Genomic DNA, 19719 nt, shown 5'->3' on the forward strand with positions numbered 1-19719 from the left:
TTTTATTTGATGTGCGAAATTAATCGTGTAACAGCGTCACAGTCAACCGTTCGCGATGGATGAACGCTGCATTGCCAAGGTCATGCCGCAGGCACATCCCCAAGTGAGCCGCGCAATTTCAGTTCTGCCCCCAAATCAACGGCAACAACCGAGATGTCACCGTGCACCATGCCAATCAACGTTTGTGCCGCACGCCGTCCCATTTCCCGATGCGGCACGTGGACTGTGGCAAGCGGCGGGTAAACGACCTGCGCCAGTTCAATATCGTCAAACCCGGTGATCGACACGTCATCAGGCACCCTCAGGCCCAATTCACGGGCGCGCCGCATGGCCCCCACCGCCAAGACATCGTTGCCACATAAAACCGCTGTTGGGCGGGGTTGCCGCGCCATCAATGCATCAAAGGCCATCGCCCCGTTTTCAATGGCATAGGGTGTTTCAACAAGTTGGAGATCCCGCGGATCAAGTCCAGCCGCGCACATCGCATCGTGAATGCCTTCCTGCCGCTCGCGCGCCCGGTCATTCATCGCAACCGGGGCAGAAATCAGCGCGAGCCGCCGGTGGCCGCGTCTTAGCACCTCTTTTGCCAGATCGTGCATGGCGGCACGGTTGTCAAAACCGACAGAAGGCCGCGCGATCCGCGGATCATACGCCCAGACGATCAGCGCCGGGATGCTTTGCGCCTCAAGAAAGCGATAGATCTCAGGGTCGCGTTCATGGCCGATCAACAATAGCGCATCAGCGCCACGTGCCACCAGCGACCGGATTTGCTCTTGTTCGATGTCGGGCCGATAGGATGAACTGGCCACCAGCATCGTAAAGCCATGGGTGCGCAATTCTTCCTGAAAAGCTTGTAACCCACGCGCAAATATTGCGTTTTCCATGGTGGGAATAATCGCACCAATCGTATTTGTCCGCCTTGAGGCCATGGCGCGGGCACCGAAATTCGGCGCATAGCCAAGATCAGCGATAGCCTGCATCACCTTATCACGCGTGCGTCGCGTCACCTGATCAGGCAGGTTCAGGCAGCGCGAAACCGTCGCAGTCGATACATTCGCCCGCGCGGCAACATCGTGAAGTGTTGGTGTTGGCTTTGTCAATTTCATGCAGTTCCTTGCGCCATGCCGCGCCCACTTTTGCAATATTTTCCATGTTTTAACATAGTAGTTCCCCCAATCGGAATGGAAACAGTTGATTTTACAATTTGTAAAGGCTTACATTGACAGTACAGAATCAATTCTGTGACAGGGAGGAAATCACGATGCGGCTTTTCGGAGCACTGATCCTGTTTTGTGTTTTCATCGCAAACGTCTTCCTTGGCGCGACGGGAGGGTCGCAGTTCTTGGGTGATGTTGCGGAAATGCTGGTTCTTATGGGGACCGCTGTGATGTTCGTTGTCGCGATATTGAAAAGTGAAGCTGACGCAAAAAAAGATGCGAACAGCGCATGAAAGTCCAAAGGGAGGACACAACAATGAAAACCAAGCACGATACGCTCAAATCGGCTGAACGCCGCAACTTCCTGAAACTTGCAGGGACAGGCAGCTTTACCGCTGCTTTGGTGGCGGGTGCTGCGGGCACGTTGTGGTCATCGCAAGCCGCCGCACAGACCGCAATTGAAGAACGCGACCGCGAAAACGCCGCCGATCACATCATGACGATCGCCACCGCCTATGTGCTGGGGGCGTCGCGCAGCTATCCCATCATGCAACTGGACCTGAAGGAAAACATCCAGAACGCAACAAACGGCAAGGTTTATGTCAAACTTGCCCCCGGTGGCCAGCTGGGCGCAGGCGGTGCGCTGGTGCAGCGCGTGCAGTCGGGCACCATTCAGGCGGCACAGCATTCGCTGGCAAACTTTGCCCCCTTCGCGGCGGCTGTTGATCTGATCAACCTGCCCTATTTCTGCGGATCGAACCAGCGGTTTACCAACCTTGTCAATTCTGACGCATGGAAAAACGAAGTTCACCCCAAAGTCGAAGCTGCCGGTTTCAAGCCGTTGTTTTATATCAACATTGACCCGCGTGTCGTCGCAATCCGCAAGGGTGGCGCTGGGGCTGTGATCACGCCCGGCGATCTGGCCGGCGTGAAATTCCGGGTGCCCGGATCGGCGATGTTGCAGCAATATTACCGGATGGTCGGCGCCAACCCGACACCTGTGGCATGGGGGGAAACACCTTCGGCTATCAAACAGGGTGTGGCCGATGCGCTCGACCCAGCCGTCGGCGCGCTTTATGTCTTTGGTTTCAAGGATATCCTAAGCCATGTGACCTTTACCCAGGCGGTGCCGGACAGCCAGATTTATTCGTGCAATCTGGAATGGTTCAACTCCATGCCCGCCGATGTGCAGGATGCGATTGTCGAAGCCTCTGAAATCACCGCGCATCAGAACATCGCCAAGGTGCCATCGGCCCGCAACTATGCCATGGCCGAACTGCGCAAGGCGGGTGTGGAATTCCATGCGCTGACCGACGACCAGCTGGCCGAATGGCAGGATGCCGGCGGCTATCAGCGGTCGGAATGGGACAGCTTCAAGGTGGAACTGGCCGGCTCGATGGAGGTGTTCAACAAACTGGTCGAAGCCGCAGGCACAATGGGCCGCTACTACATCCACGACGCGTAAACCGCATGTCGGGCGCCGCTTTTGCGGTGCCCGTCTCACGGTCTGCAGACCACACTGAACTTCTGTCATGGTCGGCCAAGCCCGCGCCATGCCACTACGGGGTCACACATGCATTTGATACGCAGAATTGACCGTAATGCTGAACGATGGGCCTTACTTGTTTTTTATGTCGTGCTTGTCATGACCATGGCCATCGAGGTGCTGCGGCGCGAAGTTTTTTCCTATTCGTCGATCTGGGGCGAGGAAATCGTAAGGTATTCCTTTATCTACCTCGCCTGGATCGGGGCCGCGGCGGCCGTACGCGAACGCGCGCATATCCGCATTGACGTGGTGATGCATTACCTTGGGCCACGCGCCAAGGCGCTGCTTTATATCTTTGGTGATCTGGTGATGTTCGGCGTCGCCTTGATCGCGCTTTACTGGTCATTCGAAACGGTGATGGTATCGGCAAAATTCGGATCGGTCAGCCATGGTTTGCGGGTGTCGATGGTCTGGTTCCTGCTGGCCGTGCCTGTTGGCTTTGGCCTGATGCTGTTGCGGCTTGTGCAATCCTTCCTGCGCGATCTGCGCAGCCTTCGTGACGGCACCCCCGTCTACGAAGGCGACAAACTGTTTGATTGAAGGGGCGCGCCATGTTGTTCAACACACTGCAACAAACGGTCGAGCTTGGCTGGGATTTCTATCTTCCCGTAATCCTGTTCGTGCTGCTTTGCGCACTGGCCGTGCCGGTCTGGGCCGCCATCGGGGTTTCGGCAATCACGATGCTGGTCTTGTCAGGCAGTCTGCCCCTGTCCCTTGTTGGCGAAAGCCTGTTCGAAGGGATCGACGCCTTTGCCCTGACTGCCGTGCCACTTTTCATCCTGACGGGTGACGTGCTGGTGCGCACCGGGCTGTCGCGCAAATTTCTGGACGTGGCCGAGGCGCTAACCCAATTCGCCAAGGGCGGTTTCGGGTCGGCCACGGTGCTGGTCTGCGGTATGTTCGCCGCGATTTCGGGGTCTGATGCGGCGGGTGCTGCCGCTGTTGGCCGCATGACAATAGACAGGCTGGTCGAATCCGGCTACCCCCGCCCCTATGCCTGCGCGCTGGTGGCGGCGGGTGCCTGCACCGGTATCCTGATCCCGCCATCCATCGCCTATATCATCATCGGCCTTGTGCTGGGCATATCGGCATCAACACTGTTTCTGGCCGCCTTGATCCCCGGCATCCTGATCCTGACGTCGATCCTTGTTACCAATATCGTGGTCAACCGCATCTATGGGTATGAGGGCGGCGGCAACATTTCCCTGCCGGAATATCTGGGCAACCTGGGCCGTGCGCTGACCTCTGGTTGGTATGCGTTCATCGTTCCAGGCATTATTTTTTACGGCATTTTTTCTGGCAAGATGACCCCCACCGAAGCCGGCGCGACCGCTGTGATCGTGACAATCATCATCGGCTTTATCATCGGCACGCTGAAATTGTCAGATTTCCCCGCCATGCTGATCAGTTCGGCCAAGGTGAACGGGATCATCTTGCCCATCATCGCCTTTTCGCTGCCACTGGCGCAGGCGCTGGCGATCATGGGGGTGCCGCAGGGGTTCGTTTTTGCAATCACATCGTTGACCGAAGAACCCTGGATCCTGATCTTGATGATGATCGGCATTTTGGTTGCGGCGGGCTGCGTGATGGAAACCACGCCCAACATCGTGATCCTTGCGCCGATCCTGAAACCACTGGCCGACAACATCGGCATGAACGAGATTCAGTTCTGCATCATGATGATCACGGCACTGGGTGTCGGGTTCATCACGCCACCGCTGGGGCTGAACCTGTTCGTGGTGTCCGGGATCACGGGGGAATCCATCCTCAAGATCGCGGCGCGCGCTGTGCCCTTCGTTTTCTTCATGCTCATCGTGGTGCTGATGATCGCCTTCATCCCGGCCATTTCCACCACCATGCTTCCCGACATCTACAAATAGGATACACACCAATGGCAAGAGAATACCTTAAGAAAGCGCACCTGACCTCAACCTCAGATGCATCCGATGTGCGCGATATCGTCACCAAAATCCTTGCGGATATCGAGGCAGGCGGCGACAAGGCCGCGCTGGAATATGCAGCCAAGTTCGACAATTACGATGGCAACATTATCCTGACGCCCGCAGAAATCGCCGCCGCCTCTGATCAGGTGCCCGAAAAGTTGAAAGCGGACATCCAATTCGCCCAAGACAACGTGCGCCGCTTTGCCGAGGCGCAAAAGGCTACGGTCAGCGATGTGGAACTGGAAATCGTCCCCGGCCTGATTGCCGGGCAAAAGGCGATCCCGGTCGATACGGCGGGCTGCTATGCCCCCGGTGGCCGCTATAGCCACATTGCCAGTGCCATCATGACAGTGACCACCGCCAAGGTGGCAGGGTGTAACCACATCATTGCCGCATCCCCGCCACGCCCCGGCGTCGGGATCAACCCCGCCATCGTCTATGCCGCCCATATCAGCGGCGCGGATACGATCCTTGCCATGGGTGGCGTGCAGGCGATTGCGGCGATGACATTCGGCCTGTTCGGGCTGCCATCGGCCAACATCCTTGTCGGCCCCGGCAACCAGTTCGTCGCCGAGGCAAAACGCACCCTGTTCGGGCGCGTCGGCATCGACATGATTGCCGGACCCACCGACAGCCTGATCCTGGCCGATAAAACCGCCGACCCCTTTATCGTGGCCACCGATCTGGTCAGTCAGGCCGAACATGGCTATAATTCGCCCGTCTGGCTGGTCACGGATGATCGTGCGCTGGCCGAAAAGGTGATGGAACTGGTCCCCGGTCTGATCGCCGATCTGCCGCAGGTGAACAGCGAAAACGCCGCCGCCGCATGGCGCGATTACGCCGAGGTGATCGTTTGCGCCGACCGCGCGGAAATGGCGGCCTGTTCCGATGAATATGCCCCCGAACACCTGACCGTGCAGGCCGAAGACCTTGACTGGTGGCTGAACCGCCTGTCCTGCTATGGATCGCTGTTTTTGGGTGAAGAAACCACCGTATCCTATGGCGACAAGGCCAGTGGCACCAACCACGTGCTGCCCACATCGGGGGCCGCGTCCTATACCGGGGGGCTTTCGGTGCATAAATACATGAAAATCGTGACATGGCAGCGCGCCACGCGCGAGGGGTCCAAACGTGTGGGGCAGGCAACGGCGCGGATTTCGCGGTTGGAAGGCATGGAAGGGCACGCGCGTGCCGCCGACGTGCGCCTTGCGAAATATTTCCCCGGCGAAAATTTCGACCTCAGCGCCAATGGCTGATCCGCGCGCCCTGTTCGACCTGACAGGCCGGGTCGCCTGTGTCACCGGGGCCTCTGCGGGCCTTGGTCAGCGGGCGGCGATTGTTCTGGCCGCTGCCGGCGCCAAAGTTGTCGGCGTGGCCCGCCGGGCCGAGGCTTTGGCCGATTGGGCCGAAGCCACCGGCGCACATGCCGCCACCGTGGCCGCCGATCTGTCGCAGCGCGACCAGATCAGTGACATCGCCCGACGCATTGCGGCCCCCTTTGGCGCGCCTGATATCATCGTGCATGCCGCAGGTATCAATACGCGGCAGGTGGCCGATGATGTGACCGCCGAAGGCTGGGACATCACGCTGAACCTGAACCTTGCCGCGCCGTTTTTCCTGTCTCAGGCGCTGGTGGCTGCGATGAAGACCAAAGGCTGGGGGCGGATCGTGAATTTCGCCTCGCTCCAGACCACACGCGCCTTCCCCGGCGGGATCGCTTATGGCGCATCCAAGGCCGGGATCGGCCAGTTGACCCGCGCCATGGCCGAAGCATGGTCGTGCGACGGGATCACCGCCAATGCCATCGGGCCGGGGTTTTTCCCCACCGAACTGACCAATGCGGTGTTTTCCGACCCGGACCGCGCCGCGCGCAACGCCGCACAAACCTGCATCGGGCGCAATGGCGACTTGTCCGATATCGACGGGCCGATGCTTTTTCTCTGCTCTGACGCGTCATCCTATGTGACAGGTCAGGTGCTGATGGTTGACGGAGGATTTACCGCAAAATGAAAGCATTGATTTATGACGGCCCTGAACAGCTTGGCTTTCGCGATGCGCCCGACCCGGTGGCAGGCCCCGGCGAACAGTTGATCCGGATAGAGGCGGTGGGCATCTGCGGGTCTGACATGCACGCCTATCTGGGCCATGACGAACGCCGCCCTGCCCCGCTGATCCTTGGGCACGAAGCCGCAGGCACCATTGTTGGTGGCCCGCGTGACGGCGAACGCGTCACGTTGAACCCGTTGGTGACTTGCGGCACCTGCCCGGCCTGCACGTCTGGCCGCGACAACCTGTGCCCGACGCGCATGATCATTTCGATGCCGCCCCGCGAAGGTGCGTTTGCGCAATATGTCACGATGCGCGACGAAAACCTTGTCAGCGTCCCCGACGCCGTGCCACTGACCAAGGCGGCATTGGCCGAACCCATTGGCTGCGGCTGGCATACCGTGCGGTTGGCGCGCAAAGCTTTGGGGCGCGATGGCACGGCGCTGGTGATCGGTGGCGGGGCCATCGGGCTGGGGGCCGCGCTATCGCTGACAGCCCAAGGCGTTACGGATGTGACCGTGCTGGAACCCAATGCGTTGCGGCGCGCCTATTTGGTGGACAACTGCGGGCAAAACGCCATTTCGCCCGATGATCTGCCCGAAAACACCCTGTTCGATCTGGTGATCGACGGGGTAGGCTATGCCGCCACCCGCGCCACCGCGTCGGCCCATGCGCGCCCCGGCGGGGTGATCGGCCATATCGGGCTGGGCGAGGCGGCAGGCGGGCTTGATATCCGGCGGATGACCTTGCAGGAAATCACCTTTATCGGCACTTATACCTATACCGCACAAGATTTCCGCGACACCGCTGCGGCAATTTTCGATGGCCGCCTTGGCCCGCTTGACTGGACGACATCATGCCCACTGGCTGATGGCGCCGCGGCCTTTGACGATATTCGCGCGGGCCGGATTGCTGCACCGAAAATCATTCTTGAACCGCATAGCTGACACCAAAGGAGTGGCCCATGTATAAACATATTCTCGTGCCCATGGCGCTTGACCACGGCATCGGCGCCAGCGCGCTAGAGATTGCGCGCAGGCTTTTGGCCGATGGCGGCAAGATCACCGCGCTGCACATCCATGAGGCCCCCCAAGGGTCGGTCAGCGCCTATCTGGACGATTCCATGGTGCAAGACGCTTTTAACAGGTCCAAGGAACGGCTGGAAACGCGCATGGCCGATCAACCCGATGTTTCACCCGTGATCATTTCCGGCCACAGCGGCCGGTCGATCATTGATTACGCCACATCCCATGATATCGACTGCATCGTGCTTGGATCGCACAAACCGGGGCTGCGCGATTACCTGCTGGGGTCCACAGCCGCCCGTGTCGTGCGACATGCGCCCTGTGCGGTGCATGTGCTGCGCACGACACCCGAACAATCGTAACGCTCAACGCGCAATCAACGCGCAAACCAGGAGACTTCACAAAGTGAGCATATCCAAAAGAATCGTCGATGATTTCGTCGCCAATGACGTGTCGTTCATCACGACTGTTCCCTGCAAACAACTAGCGGGGGTGATCGACGAGGTCGAAGCGCGACCAGAGATTTTTCACATCCCCGCCAACAAGGAAGACGAAGGTATGGGGCTTTGCGCCGGTGCCTTCATGGGCGGCAAGCGGCCTGCGATCATCATGCAGAACACCGCAATCGGCGTGACGATCAACACCCTGGCAACACTGACCCAGTTCTACCGGATGCCGCTGCCCATGCTGATCAGCTATCGCGGTGAACTGCGTGAACCGGTCGCCTGTCAGGTCGAAATGGCCGTGCACACCAAGGCGTTGCTGGCGCAATTGAATATCCCGACCTATCACTTTCACTGGCAAAAGGATGTCGAGGAATTCGACAATATCCTGAAATACACCTTCATGTGCAACAAACCCGTGGCGATCCTGACCGACGCCAACTTTTGGGGAGGCTACGGCGACCAATGATCCGTTCTGAAATCCTGCGCGACATCGCGCCCATTCTTCGTGACCATCTGGTTGTCTGCAATATCGGCCTGCCCAGTCAGGAATTGCATATGATCGACGATCAGCCCACCAATTTCTACATGCTGGGCACGATGGGCCTGTCATCCTCTATCGGGCTGGGGCTGGCTTTGGCACAACCCAAGACCGTCATTTCCATTGATGGCGACGGGTCTGTGCTGACTAACCTTGGCACGCTGCCCACCATCGCCAACAACTTGGCTGACAATTATATCCTGCTGATCATCGACAACGGATCCTACGGATCGACCGGCGATCAGCCCACCTATGCGGGCAAGAAAACATCGCTGACGGCGGTGGCCAAGGCCTGCGGCTGCGAAAACGTCGTCGAAGTGCAGGACAAGGATTGCGGCCCTGCCCTGCAAGCCGCCATCGACAGCAAGAAAATGACCGTGATCGTATGCAAATGCGACAGCGGCAACATCAAGCTGCCGGTCATCACGATGGACCCTGTCGTGATCCGTCACCGGTTCATGCAAGCGGTCGCCAGTTAGGATGGGATCGGGCATTCATTCCAGCGCAGACGCGCGCCGCATCGCGCGCCGGCGACTGCCTTGGATGGTGTTTGACTATATCGACGGCGCCGCCGGACAGGAAACAGGAGCCGCGCGCCATCGCGCGGCCTTTGATGCGCTGGAATTCCAGCCCCGCATCCTGCGCGATGTCAGCCAGCGGTCGCTGGAATCACACCTGTTTGGCACCCCCACCCTTGCGCCCTTTGGCATCAGCCCGATGGGCATGTGCAACCTGTCGGGCGTCGGGGCTGATCTGATGCTGGCCCGGCTGGCCGCGCGTGAAAAAGTGCCGCTGGGCGTGTCCACCGTGGCCTCTACCGCGATGGAACCCCTGATCGAAGCGGCCGAGGGCCACGCGTGGTTTCAGCTTTATTTCAGCGGCGACGGCACGGGCACCTTCAAACTGGTCGAACGGGCCCGCGCGGCAGGCTACGGCACCATCGTGCTGACCGTGGACGTGCCAGAGGTGGGCCGCCGCCCGCGCGAATTGCGCCACGGGTTTACCATGCCGTTCCGGATCGGGCCAAAACAGTTCGTCGATTTTGCCCTGCATCCGCGCTGGTCGCTGGCCGCCTTGCTCAAAGGGCGCCCGCAAATGGCGAATTTCGACATGGACGGCTTTGATTTTGATCGCACGGATAGCCGCGCAAAGGCCGATTTCGATACGCTCAGACGGCTGCGCGCCATGTGGCCGGGCAAGCTGGTGGTCAAAGGCGTGCTGTCCACGGCTGACGCGATTCTGCTGCGCGATGCTGGTGTTGACGCGATCCAGGTATCCAGCCACGGCGCGCGCCAGTTGGAAAGCGCCCCTGCCCCGATCACCATGCTGGGCGAAATCCGCGCCGCGCTTGGACCGGATTTTCCGCTGTTTTTTGATAGCGGCCTGCGGTCGGGCGAAGACGTGGTGAAAGCCTATGCAAAAGGGGCCGGTTTCACCTTTCTGGGGCGGATTTTGCAATTTGCCATCGCCGCCGAAGGTGAAGAAGGTCTGCAAAAGCTTTGGCAGGTGCTGCGGGATGAGGTCAGCATCACCCTCGCCCAAATCGGCGCGACCGGGCTTTCGCCGGATGCGTTGCGTGACGTTTTACGCCGGCAGGGCTGACGGGGTAAACCTGCGCAGCACTTGCGCGAAAAATCAACGCCATGATGTCACATGGTCTTGACCCGCCCGCGATCCGCCACAGGTCACGGCCAAGACCCATCAAGAGTGTGCCCGATGCCCCATGACGTTATCCCCACCCGTGCCGCCGGCCTGGACGCATTGCAAGATTTTGTGCCGCGCATGGGGCGGCGGTATGCCAACGGGCGAAATTACGATCATGGGCCCGGCGCGCATAAGGCGGTGTCAGGTCTGTCACCCTATATCCGCCGCAGGCTGCTGACAGAACAAGAGGTCGTCACCGCCGCAATTGCCGGGCATGGGTTTGAGAACGCGGAAAAATTCGTGCAAGAGGTGATCTGGCGCAGCTATTTCAAGGGCTGGATGGAACGGCGCCCGCAGGTCTGGGGCAGCTATGTGCACGGGCTGGCAACCGACTTGGCGGCACTGGAAACCGACCGCCGCCTGCGCCGCGATGTTGAACGCGCCATGGACGGGCAAACAGGGCTGGGCTGCTTTGACGCCTGGGCACATGAACTGGTTGAAACGGGATATCTGCACAATCACGCGCGCATGTGGTTTGCATCGATCTGGATTTTCACGCTTGGTTTGCCGTGGCGGTTGGGTGCGGATTTTTTCTATCGGCATTTGCTGGACGGGGATGCCGCGTCAAACACGCTGGGCTGGCGCTGGGTTGCAGGGTTGCATACGCGCGGCAAACCCTATGCCGCGCAGGCCGCAAATATTGCAACCTATACACAAGACCGCTTTGCCCCGCGCCCAAACGATCTGGCGCGGGATATTACCGGGCTGCACGCGACCGAACCCGATGGCCTGCCCGACTTGCACCCCTTGCGCCCATTCCAGCCGCCACAACCGGCCCAGCCCACGGCGCTGCTGATCACGGACGAAGATTGCCAGATCGAAACATTTGATCTGGCCGCATACGATATCCGCACGACAGCAACCCTGAACGCCGGGCATCTGCGCTCAACGCTGCCTGTTGCTGATGCCGTCATTGCCTTTGAAACCGCCGCACTGGCCGACGCCGCAACACGCGCGGGTGGTGCCGCCACCACGCTGACCGCCTTAGACCCCGATGATCTGGCAGAATGGGCCGCACAGGCAGGTGCCACCCAGATTGCCACCGCCTATGTGACCTGCGGCCCCTTGCGCGACTGGCTGACACAGGCCGCCCCGACACTAAAGGCCCATGGGATCAGCCTTTGCGAATGGCGGCGCGATTGGGACAGCGCGATCTGGCCGCATGCCACCGCCGGTTTTTTCAAGGTGAAAAAGCAGATACCGCAGATTTTGAATTTAGAGGCACGGAAATGACCACGATCGCCATTATCGGGGCCGGAATCACGGGCCTGGCCTGCGCAGGCAAACTGGCAGCGGCGGGGCACCACGCTGTGCTGTTTGACAAAGGGCGCGGCATTGGCGGGCGTGTCGCAACGCGGCGGGCGGCTGGTCTGCAATTTGACCACGGTGCGCAATATGCCAGCACACAGGGCGACGAATTTGCCAAGGTCTTGGGAAAGCTGGCCGCCACAGGTGCTGTCGCGCCTTGGATTGACGGCGGCGGGCAGACCCGCTGCGTGGGTGTCCCGGGCATGTCGGCGATGGCCAAGGCGATGGCGCAGGGTCTGGACGTGCGCCAAAACACGCTGGTTTCCGGTCTGAGCCACAACACCACGGGCTGGCATTTGCAAATAGCCGGCGTTGTGCATGCCGCGGCACATGTGATCGTCACCGTTCCTGCGCCACAGCTGGCCGCGCTTTTGGGCGCAGATCACCCGATGATCGCCCGGGTCGCCCATGTGCGCTATGCCCCCAGTCTGACATTGATGGCCGCAATCAATGGCCCTGCCCCCTTTATCAGCCACCACGACCCTGGTGCAGATCTGGCCTGGATCGCGCAGGACAGCAGCAAGCCCGGCCGCCCGCAACAGGAAGGGACAGCGTGGGTCGCGCAGGCCAGCGCCGGTTTCAGCGTCGACCATCTGGAACAGGACAATGACACGATCGCCGCGCTTATGCTGCCGCTGCTTTGCGACAGGTTGGGCCTGACGCGCGATCACGTGACCCATGCAGCCGCGCATCGCTGGCGGTATGCGCATGTGACGCAGGCCTTGGGCCAGTCGTTTCTGCGGGCGGGTGATGCATCACTCTATCTAGGAGGCGACTGGTGCCTTGGCCCTGGAATTGCAAACGCATGGGCAAGTGGCGTGGCGATAGCAGATGATCTGCTGGCGCATCTGGCCTGACGGATAACCCGCGGATCGCACTGCCGGGTGGGTCTTTACTGTGACCGGCAGGCGACGAATACACTGCTAGCGGCCACGATTCGTGCCTGAATTTACCCGAAACCAAGCAGATGCGTCTAAATTTAACAATCGACATCAAAGTGTTATGCAAAAAGATACATTTGATCGCAGCAAGCTCTTGCAACGCGGATTTGGTAAGATAAGATTACCAAAGCGCCAGATCGGGGCGATTTGTGGCAACATGTGACGTTGCGCAAACCGGAATTAGATCAGCTTGGGCGCCTTAAGGGAGGATCCTCATGACAAATAAATCGAAAATGGACCGCCGTTCGTTTCTGAAACGGACCGCAATTGGTGGCGGTGCTGTCGCAGGCACATTGGCGGCACCTGCCGTAATGGCGCAAGCACCTATCGTGCTGAAAATGCAGACATCCTGGGGCGCCGGGAACATCTGGCAGGAAATGGCACAGGACTATGCCGACCGGGTTGAACAGATGTCTGGTGGTCGTTTGAAAATCGACGTTCTGCCAGCTGGCGCAATCGTCGGCGCGTTTCAGGTGCTGGACGCAGTGAACGACGGTGTGATCGACGCAGCCCACTCGGTGCCCGTCTATTGGTATGGCAAAAACAAAGCAGCGTCCCTGTTCGGCACAGGCCCGGTTTTCGGCGGGTCGGCCACAACGATGCTGTCGTGGTTTTATGAAGGCGGCGGCAAGGCACTTTATGACGAGCTGACACAGGATGTGATGGGTCTGGACGTTGACGGTTACATGGGCTTTCCAATGCCAGCCCAGCCGTTCGGCTGGTTCAAAGGTGAAGTGAACACTGTCGCCGACCTGCAAGGGTTCAAATACCGCACCGTGGGTCTGGCAGCGGATCTGTTGCAGTCGATGGGTATGTCCATTGCGCAGTTGCCCGGTGGTGAAATCGTGCCTGCGATGGAACGTGGTGTGATCGACGCGTTTGAATTCAACAACCCGTCATCGGACAAGGACTTTGGCGCGCATGACGTCGCTAAAAACTACTATCTGTCGTCCTATCACCAGGCATCGGAAAGCTTTGAATTCCTGTTCAACAAGTTCACGATGGAAGAACTGCCAGACGATCTGCGCTCCATCCTGATCTATGCCGTCGAAGCCGCATCAACTGCCAACACAGCCAAAGCGATGCGGCGTTATTCCGCTGACCTCAAGTGGCTTCAGGAAGAGGCTGGCGTTGCGATGCACCGCACGTCAACCGAAATTCTTGCCGCCCAGCTTGAGGCATGGGACAAACTGATCCCCGAGCTGGAGCAAGACCCGTTCATGAAGAAATGTCTCGACAGCCAGCGTGCCTGGGTCGAAGAAGTGACATATTACGAAATCATGAACGCGCCTGATTATGCGCTTGCGTATGATCACTACTTCCCGGGCCGGCTCAAACTTTGATCGCTTGATCTGATCGCATCGACACGGCCCCGGTGGATTATCTGCCGGGGCCGATTGCAACAAAAAGCAAGAGGTGGCCCCGTGATCCGGTTCATCCGTTTCGCTGACGAACTGTCAGCATGGTTCGGTAAGGCATTCGCCTGGCTGATTATCCTTATGGCAGCCGGGACTGGCTATGAAGTCTTTGTGCGTTACGTCATGAACAACCCGACAGCCTGGGCGTTGGATGTGTCTTTCATTATGTATGGCACATTGTTCATGATGGGTGGCGCCTACACGTTGTCACGCGGCGGCCATGTGCGGGGTGATTTTCTTTATCGCCTCTGGCAACCCAGAACGCAGGCCAAGGTGGACCTTGTGCTGTATTTCATCTTTTTCTTTCCTGGCATCTTTGCCCTTATCTTTGCCGGTTGGAAATACGCCGCGCGGTCCTGGCAATATGGCGAAGTGTCAGTGAACAGTCCGGCTGGCGTGCCGATTTACCAGTTCAAGACCGTGATCGTCGCAGCTGGGATTCTGCTGTTGATCCAGGGGATCGCGCAAGTCCTGCGCTGCATCCTCGCGATGCGCACCAATGAATGGCTTGCTGCCGACGAAGACGTATTCGAAACCGAAGACCTGCTGATGCAAAAGGCTGCTGAAGCCGAAAAGGACGCCCACCCATGACCGACCCCCAAATCGCCCTTATGATGTTGGGGCTGTTCATCATCTTTGTCTTTCTGGGTTTTCCGATTGCCTTTACACTGATGGCAATGGGCATCGGCTTTGGCTATTACGCCTATTTCGATGCGCGCCGGATGTGGCGGTCTTTTGACCGTCTGGGCGACGACGCAGGTTGGTGGGATCAGACATCGCTTTGGTTCGAGGGGTTATTCAATAACCGAATATTCGACCTTTTCGTGAACCAGACCTATACGGTGATGTCGAACGAAGTTCTGACCGCCGTGCCACTGTTCCTGTTCATGGGCTATATCGTTGAACGGTCCAATATCGTTGACCGTCTGTTTTCGACCCTCAACATCGCTTCGCGCAACATGCCCGGGTCAATGGGGGTGGCGGCACTGATTACCTGTGCGCTGTTCGCAACGGCCACCGGGATCGTCGGGGCTGTGGTCACGCTGATGGGACTTCTGGCGCTGCCTGCGATGCTCAAGGCGCGCTATGATCCGTCGTTTGCGTCAGGGATCATCTGCGCGGGCGGGACGCTGGGCATTCTGATCCCGCCGTCGATCATGCTGATCGTCTATGCGGCGGCATCAAACGTGTCGATCGTCCGGCTTTACGCTGCGGCCTTGCTGCCGGGTCTGACATTGGTGGGGCTTTACCTGATCTATATCGTGGGTCGGTCTATCCTTCAGCCTTCGGTCGCACCAAAGCCAACCAAGGAAGACATTCCCGATGTCCCGTTCCTGAAACTGCTGTGGATGATCGTTACGTCCTTCCTGCCCTTGGCGTTTCTGATCTTTGCTGTTCTGGGGTCAATCCTGTTTGGTCTGGCAACCCCGACCGAGGCTGCATCAATCGGTGCGCTTGGCGGTATTCTGCTGGCGTTCCTCTATCGGGCGATGACATGGCAACGCCTGCGTGAATCGGTCTATCTGACCGTGCGCACAACGGCGATGGTGTGCTGGCTGTTTGTGGGGTCTTACACTTTTTCGGCGGTGTTTTCCTATCTTGGGGGCGAACATATCATCTCTGAATTCGTGCAAAGCCTCAGCCTTGAACCCTGGCAGTTCCTGATCCTTGCGCAGTTGATCATCTTTCTGCTGGGCTGGCCGCTGGAGTGGTCCGAGATCATCATCATCTTTGTGCCGATCTTTTTGCCACTGCTGGTTTTCTTTGAGATCGACCCGCTGTTCTTTGGCATCCTGGTCGCTTTGAACCTGCAAACCAGTTTCCTGACGCCGCCCATGGCCATGTCGGCCTACTACCTCAAAGGGATTGCGCCGCCCGAAATCAAGTTGACGCAAATCTTCAGAGGTGTGATGCCATTCTTGGCCTGCGTGATCATCGCGATGGTGCTGCTGTATACCTTCCCGCAGATCGTCTTCTATCTGCCCGAGGCAATGTATGGGAAATAAAGCATCTCTCTTGCAGCTTGACGCGCTTGAACTGCGCGCAAGGCTTGCCTCTGGCGCGATTTCCGCGCTGGAGGTAACAGAAGCCTGCCTTGACCGGATCGCAGAACGCGATGATCTGGTCCGGGCATGGGCGTGGATCGACCCGGGCTTTGCCCGCGATCAGGCCCGCAAACTTGACGACCACCGCAAGGCGGGCCGCCCTTTGGGCGCGCTGCACGGTTTACCGGTTGCATTGAAAGACATCATCGACACCGCAAAAATCCCGACCGAAAACGGGTGCAAGGCGGATGCCGGACGCGTGCCATTGCAAGACGCTTTTATCGTTGAAAGGTTGAAACAGGCCGGTGCCGTCATTCTGGGCAAGACAGTGACAACCGAACTGGCCTTCATGCAGCCCGGCCCGACACGCAATCCAGTCAACCCCGACCATACGCCGGGCGGGTCATCGTCCGGCTCTGCTGCGGCTGTAGCCGATTTTCAGGTGCCGCTTGCGATCGGGTCACAAACCGGGGGGTCGGTGATCCGCCCGGCATCTTATTGCGGTGTCACCGGGTTCAAGCCCAGTTTCGGGGCGATTCCGCGCAGGGGCGTGCTGATGCAATCGCCGACACTGGACACATTGGGTGTCTTTGCGCGCACACCACTTGAGGCCGCCATGCTGGCCGAGGTGCTGTTCGGCCATGATGTTCAGGACAAGGCCACCACCCCTGCCCCGTTTCCGCAGCTGCTGGACATTGCGCGCAAAGATCCGCCCGTCAAACCGATCTTTGCGCTGATCAAGCCCCCGGGTTGGGCCGATGCCGACCCGCAATTGCATGACGCCTTTGCCGAACTGGCCGAGGCCATGGGCGAGCAGATGTTCGAAGCCGCACTGCCGGCTGTCTTTGATCAAGCCGCAGAGCTGCGCGAACGGATCAATTTCGCTGAAATGGCGCGCTGCTATTATCGGTATGACCGCAAAGGTGAAAATACGCTTGGCCCGCTGACCCGCGAAGCCCTGGACAAGGGCGCGCAGATCCTTGCCCGTGATTACCTGTCCGCCATGGACTGGGCGCAGATCTATGGCGCAGCCCTGGACGAGGTATTTTCGCGCTGCGATGCCATCATTTGCCCCGCGGCCCCCGGCCCGGCCCCCAAGGGGCTGGACTTTACCGGCAGCGCCATCTTCAATGGGCTATGGACAATGGTTGGCACGCCTGCGGTGACGATCCCTGCCTTTACGGCGGAAAACGGCCTGCCGATGGGCCTGCAACTGGTCGGGCCACGCGGCGAAGACGCCCGCCTTTTGCGCAACGCACATTGGTTTACACGCTGGCTTGATACGCTTGGCGCCTAAGAAAGGGACTGCCTCATGAAAAAACTGCTCGCGCTTATCGCCTTTGCCTTCTTTACGGTATTTCTCTATATCCTTGCGTCGAAAATCGGCTCAGTGGATTTGTGGGTTGTGACCATACTGGCCCTTGCCTTGGCAGCGTATGATTTCTGGACATCCGCGCGCAAAAAGGACTGATACGATGGATCGCCCCGTTCTTTGGATACCGCGCCGCCTGTCCGACGCCACCCTTGCCCGCGCCCAACGCGATTACACCGTAATCGCCAAGCCCGACGACACCCCCGGCACCGCCGCCGAAATCATCGCGATGAGCGCGCAAGTCGATGCCATGATCCCCTGTCATTCGGAACATTTTTCAGCTGATGTCGTGGCAAAGCTTGATCCCCGGATGCGGATTGTGGCCAATCATTCCGTGGGAGTGGATCACTGCGATCTGGAATCTTTGGCGAAACGTGGCATCGTGGTCACAAACACGCCCGATGTGCTGTCTGACGCCACAGCGGAAATCGCGATGTTGTTGATGCTGGGGGCGGCGCGTCACGCCGTGGCGGGCGACCGCTTGGTGCGGACGGGCGCATGGGACAGTTGGTCGCCATCTTTCATGGTTGGCACCCAAATCACCGGCGCGCGCCTTGGCATCATCGGCATGGGGCGCGTCGGGCGGGCATTTGCCCAAAAGGCGCGCGGCTTTGGCATGGAAATTCATTACCACAACCGCAGCCGCCTGTCCCCCAAGGATGAACACGGGGCGATCTGGCACGAAACGCTGGACACACTGCTGCCGCAGGCGCAGTTCCTGTCGCTGCATTGCCCCGCCACCGCCCAGACCCGCGACCTGTTAAACGCGCAGACCTTGGCCATGTTGCCCAAAGGCGCGATCGTTGTGAACACGGCGCGCGGCGCATTGGTGGACGAAGATGCCCTGATCGCGGCACTGGACAGTGAACATATCGCGGCGGCGGGGCTGGATTGTTTCAAGGTCGAACCGGGCGGCAACCCGGCGTTTGCCATGCGCGATAATGTCTTTATGCTGCCGCACATCGGATCGGCCACGCGGGCGACCCGCGATGCCATGGGGTTTCGGGCGCTGGACAATCTGGACGCCTTTTTCGCCGGACGTGCGCCAGCAGACCGCGTCGCCTGAACGACCAAACAGGCCATTCGCCTGATTGGTCGTGCATGACGCGCACCGCCAGTTGGCCTTGCACCGCATTGGGCAGGCAGACGGGTGACGAAAAATGTAACAAGACCATCCCGAAACAGACAAGAATAAAACTTGCCGCCCTCTTTGCGCGCCAAAATAGTGGCTGTCAGACCAAGCAATCAGAAATCAGATGCGTCACGGACGACGCCGGTGAGAAAGATTAAAAATGTCGTAACCGCCATGTCGTTCGTGGCACGCACCTCCGGCGGTGCGTTTGCGCAAGGCTTTCCCGACTTTGGGCCAAATGTGGCAAGTGTCACCTAAGGACAATATGTGCGGGCCGAGGTGGGATCTGCCTGAAATAAGGCAGAAAACGGGTTCTGGGTGTCGCCGGGCGCCGGTGATCCACGCGTGTCTTTCAATCTGGATGCTGGCGACGATATCGTTGGCGGGCTTGGCTTTGATTGGCAAAACGGCTGGCGCGCCGATGTCATGGTGAGGAAATTTGCCGAAGTGGGTGTTTCGGGGCCATGCAGCAGCGTATCGGATGGAACACGATGTGACGTCCATGCAGATATCAGCAGCGCATCTGTGCCATCCAGCACCCTGATGGCCAACGTTTTTTATGCTTCGCTGAAAGCACAGGGGTCAAATTCGCGTTTTCATCCCTTTGTGGTGGCTGGGCTTGGCGTGTCGCGCAACGAAGTCGGCCCATGGACAAGGCGCAACGATTCCGAAGGGGCCGACCGGCCGACCGTTATTCCCGATGCAGCGTGGGGCTATTATAACCCTGGCGAAGCCAAGGGCGGCATCACGCCACGCAGCGAGGCGGAAGGCAGTAGCGAACCGCGCGTGCCGCTGACGTTTGATGCACAAGCCAATGTCGTGTCTTTGCCAATCTGGATCCCGCTTCAGCGCAACCGAGCCTGTTTTCTCAATCCGGTACAGGTAAAACCGCAAAGCTGACGGCATCCGCGCGTCAGCAAAGTGCCCAGCAGCACGATGCGATCATGCGCCGCCAACACGGTCGCGCGCACCTATCAGATGCCGCACACAGACAACGCGGGCTTTGGCAAGACTGGATGGTGCGCGCGTCAGTTTGGCGTTCACTTAGTGTCCGATTCAAAATGGTCTGATTACTTTCAGCCACTTGCGATGAAGCGG

General features: G+C 59.1%; 20 protein-coding genes. 19 read left to right on the plus strand and 1 reads right to left on the minus strand.

Annotated elements, in window-relative coordinates:
- Positions 1-80: 80 nt before the first annotated feature.
- Positions 81-1106 carry a LacI family DNA-binding transcriptional regulator gene (locus IBX59_RS11370; RefSeq protein WP_296375565.1) on the minus strand — a complete coding sequence of 342 codons (1026 nt, stop codon included), beginning with the start codon at positions 1104-1106 and terminating at the stop codon, positions 81-83.
- Positions 1107-1473: 367 nt separating this feature from the next.
- On the opposite strand from IBX59_RS11370, the gene IBX59_RS11380 reads away from it, so the two are divergent.
- The 19 genes from IBX59_RS11380 (at position 1474) to IBX59_RS11470 (ending at position 19521) form a co-directional block, all read left to right on the plus strand.
- Entirely contained in the window at positions 1474-2622 is a 1149-nt protein-coding gene (locus tag IBX59_RS11380; protein WP_296375568.1) for a TRAP transporter substrate-binding protein, read from the plus strand.
- Between the two features lie 108 nt (positions 2623-2730).
- Positions 2731-3243, plus strand: coding sequence for a TRAP transporter small permease (locus tag IBX59_RS11385; protein ID WP_296375570.1), 513 nt, complete (start codon positions 2731-2733; stop codon positions 3241-3243).
- 11 nt (positions 3244-3254) lie between these two features.
- Complete coding sequence (locus IBX59_RS11390) at positions 3255-4583, plus strand: TRAP transporter large permease (RefSeq protein ID WP_296375573.1); 1329 nt, start codon at positions 3255-3257, stop codon at positions 4581-4583.
- A gap of 11 nt (positions 4584-4594) precedes the next feature.
- The gene (hisD, locus tag IBX59_RS11395) at positions 4595-5902 is read left to right on the plus strand and encodes a histidinol dehydrogenase (RefSeq protein ID WP_296375575.1); all 1308 of its coding nucleotides are present in this window, start codon (positions 4595-4597) and stop codon (positions 5900-5902) included.
- On the plus strand, positions 5895-6656 hold the full coding sequence (locus IBX59_RS11400) for an SDR family oxidoreductase (RefSeq protein ID WP_296375577.1): 762 nt from the start codon (positions 5895-5897) through the stop codon (positions 6654-6656). Before hisD ends, IBX59_RS11400 begins: the two co-directional genes overlap by 8 nt.
- A complete protein-coding gene (locus IBX59_RS11405; RefSeq protein ID WP_296375579.1) occupies positions 6653-7639 on the plus strand; it encodes an alcohol dehydrogenase catalytic domain-containing protein in 987 nt (328 codons plus the stop codon). The genes IBX59_RS11400 and IBX59_RS11405 overlap by 4 nt, the downstream gene beginning before the upstream one ends.
- Before the next feature lie 17 nt (positions 7640-7656).
- Positions 7657-8079 (plus strand): universal stress protein, encoded by a 423-nt coding sequence (locus IBX59_RS11410; protein ID WP_296375582.1) that lies wholly within the window; start codon positions 7657-7659, stop codon positions 8077-8079.
- 43 nt (positions 8080-8122) lie between these two features.
- Positions 8123-8629, plus strand: a complete 507-nt coding sequence (locus IBX59_RS11415; protein ID WP_296375584.1) for a sulfopyruvate decarboxylase subunit alpha — start codon at positions 8123-8125, stop codon at positions 8627-8629.
- Positions 8626-9180: a sulfopyruvate decarboxylase subunit beta gene (comE, locus tag IBX59_RS11420; RefSeq protein WP_296375586.1), complete on the plus strand. Its 555-nt coding sequence runs from the start codon at positions 8626-8628 to the stop codon at positions 9178-9180. The genes IBX59_RS11415 and comE overlap by 4 nt, the downstream gene beginning before the upstream one ends.
- A 1-nt stretch (position 9181) precedes the next feature.
- Positions 9182-10303, plus strand: a complete 1122-nt coding sequence (locus tag IBX59_RS11425) for an alpha-hydroxy acid oxidase (protein ID WP_296375588.1) — start codon at positions 9182-9184, stop codon at positions 10301-10303.
- A gap of 114 nt (positions 10304-10417) precedes the next feature.
- Positions 10418-11638: an FAD-binding domain-containing protein gene (locus tag IBX59_RS11430; RefSeq protein WP_296375592.1), complete on the plus strand. Its 1221-nt coding sequence runs from the start codon at positions 10418-10420 to the stop codon at positions 11636-11638.
- A complete protein-coding gene (locus tag IBX59_RS11435; protein WP_296375594.1) occupies positions 11635-12570 on the plus strand; it encodes an FAD-dependent oxidoreductase in 936 nt (311 codons plus the stop codon). Before IBX59_RS11430 ends, IBX59_RS11435 begins: the two co-directional genes overlap by 4 nt.
- 299 nt (positions 12571-12869) lie before the next feature.
- Positions 12870-13997 carry a TRAP transporter substrate-binding protein gene (locus tag IBX59_RS11440; protein WP_296375596.1) on the plus strand — a complete coding sequence of 376 codons (1128 nt, stop codon included), beginning with the start codon at positions 12870-12872 and terminating at the stop codon, positions 13995-13997.
- Between the two features lie 81 nt (positions 13998-14078).
- On the plus strand, positions 14079-14663 hold the full coding sequence (locus IBX59_RS11445) for a TRAP transporter small permease subunit (protein ID WP_296375598.1): 585 nt from the start codon (positions 14079-14081) through the stop codon (positions 14661-14663).
- Positions 14660-16078: a TRAP transporter large permease subunit gene (locus tag IBX59_RS11450; RefSeq protein WP_296375600.1), complete on the plus strand. Its 1419-nt coding sequence runs from the start codon at positions 14660-14662 to the stop codon at positions 16076-16078. Before IBX59_RS11445 ends, IBX59_RS11450 begins: the two co-directional genes overlap by 4 nt.
- Positions 16068-17414, plus strand: a complete 1347-nt coding sequence (locus IBX59_RS11455; protein ID WP_296375602.1) for an amidase — start codon at positions 16068-16070, stop codon at positions 17412-17414. The genes IBX59_RS11450 and IBX59_RS11455 overlap by 11 nt, the downstream gene beginning before the upstream one ends.
- A 15-nt stretch (positions 17415-17429) precedes the next feature.
- A complete protein-coding gene (locus IBX59_RS11460) occupies positions 17430-17588 on the plus strand; it encodes a hypothetical protein (RefSeq protein WP_296375604.1) in 159 nt (52 codons plus the stop codon).
- A 4-nt stretch (positions 17589-17592) separates the two neighbouring features.
- Complete coding sequence (locus IBX59_RS11465; RefSeq protein WP_296375606.1) at positions 17593-18555, plus strand: D-glycerate dehydrogenase; 963 nt, start codon at positions 17593-17595, stop codon at positions 18553-18555.
- A gap of 411 nt (positions 18556-18966) precedes the next feature.
- Positions 18967-19521: a hypothetical protein gene (locus IBX59_RS11470; protein ID WP_296375608.1), complete on the plus strand. Its 555-nt coding sequence runs from the start codon at positions 18967-18969 to the stop codon at positions 19519-19521.
- The last annotated feature ends 198 nt before the right edge of the window (positions 19522-19719 follow it).

It is taken from the genome of Yoonia sp. (assembly GCF_014859355.1).
Classification (GTDB): Bacteria; Pseudomonadota; Alphaproteobacteria; order Rhodobacterales; family Rhodobacteraceae; genus Yoonia.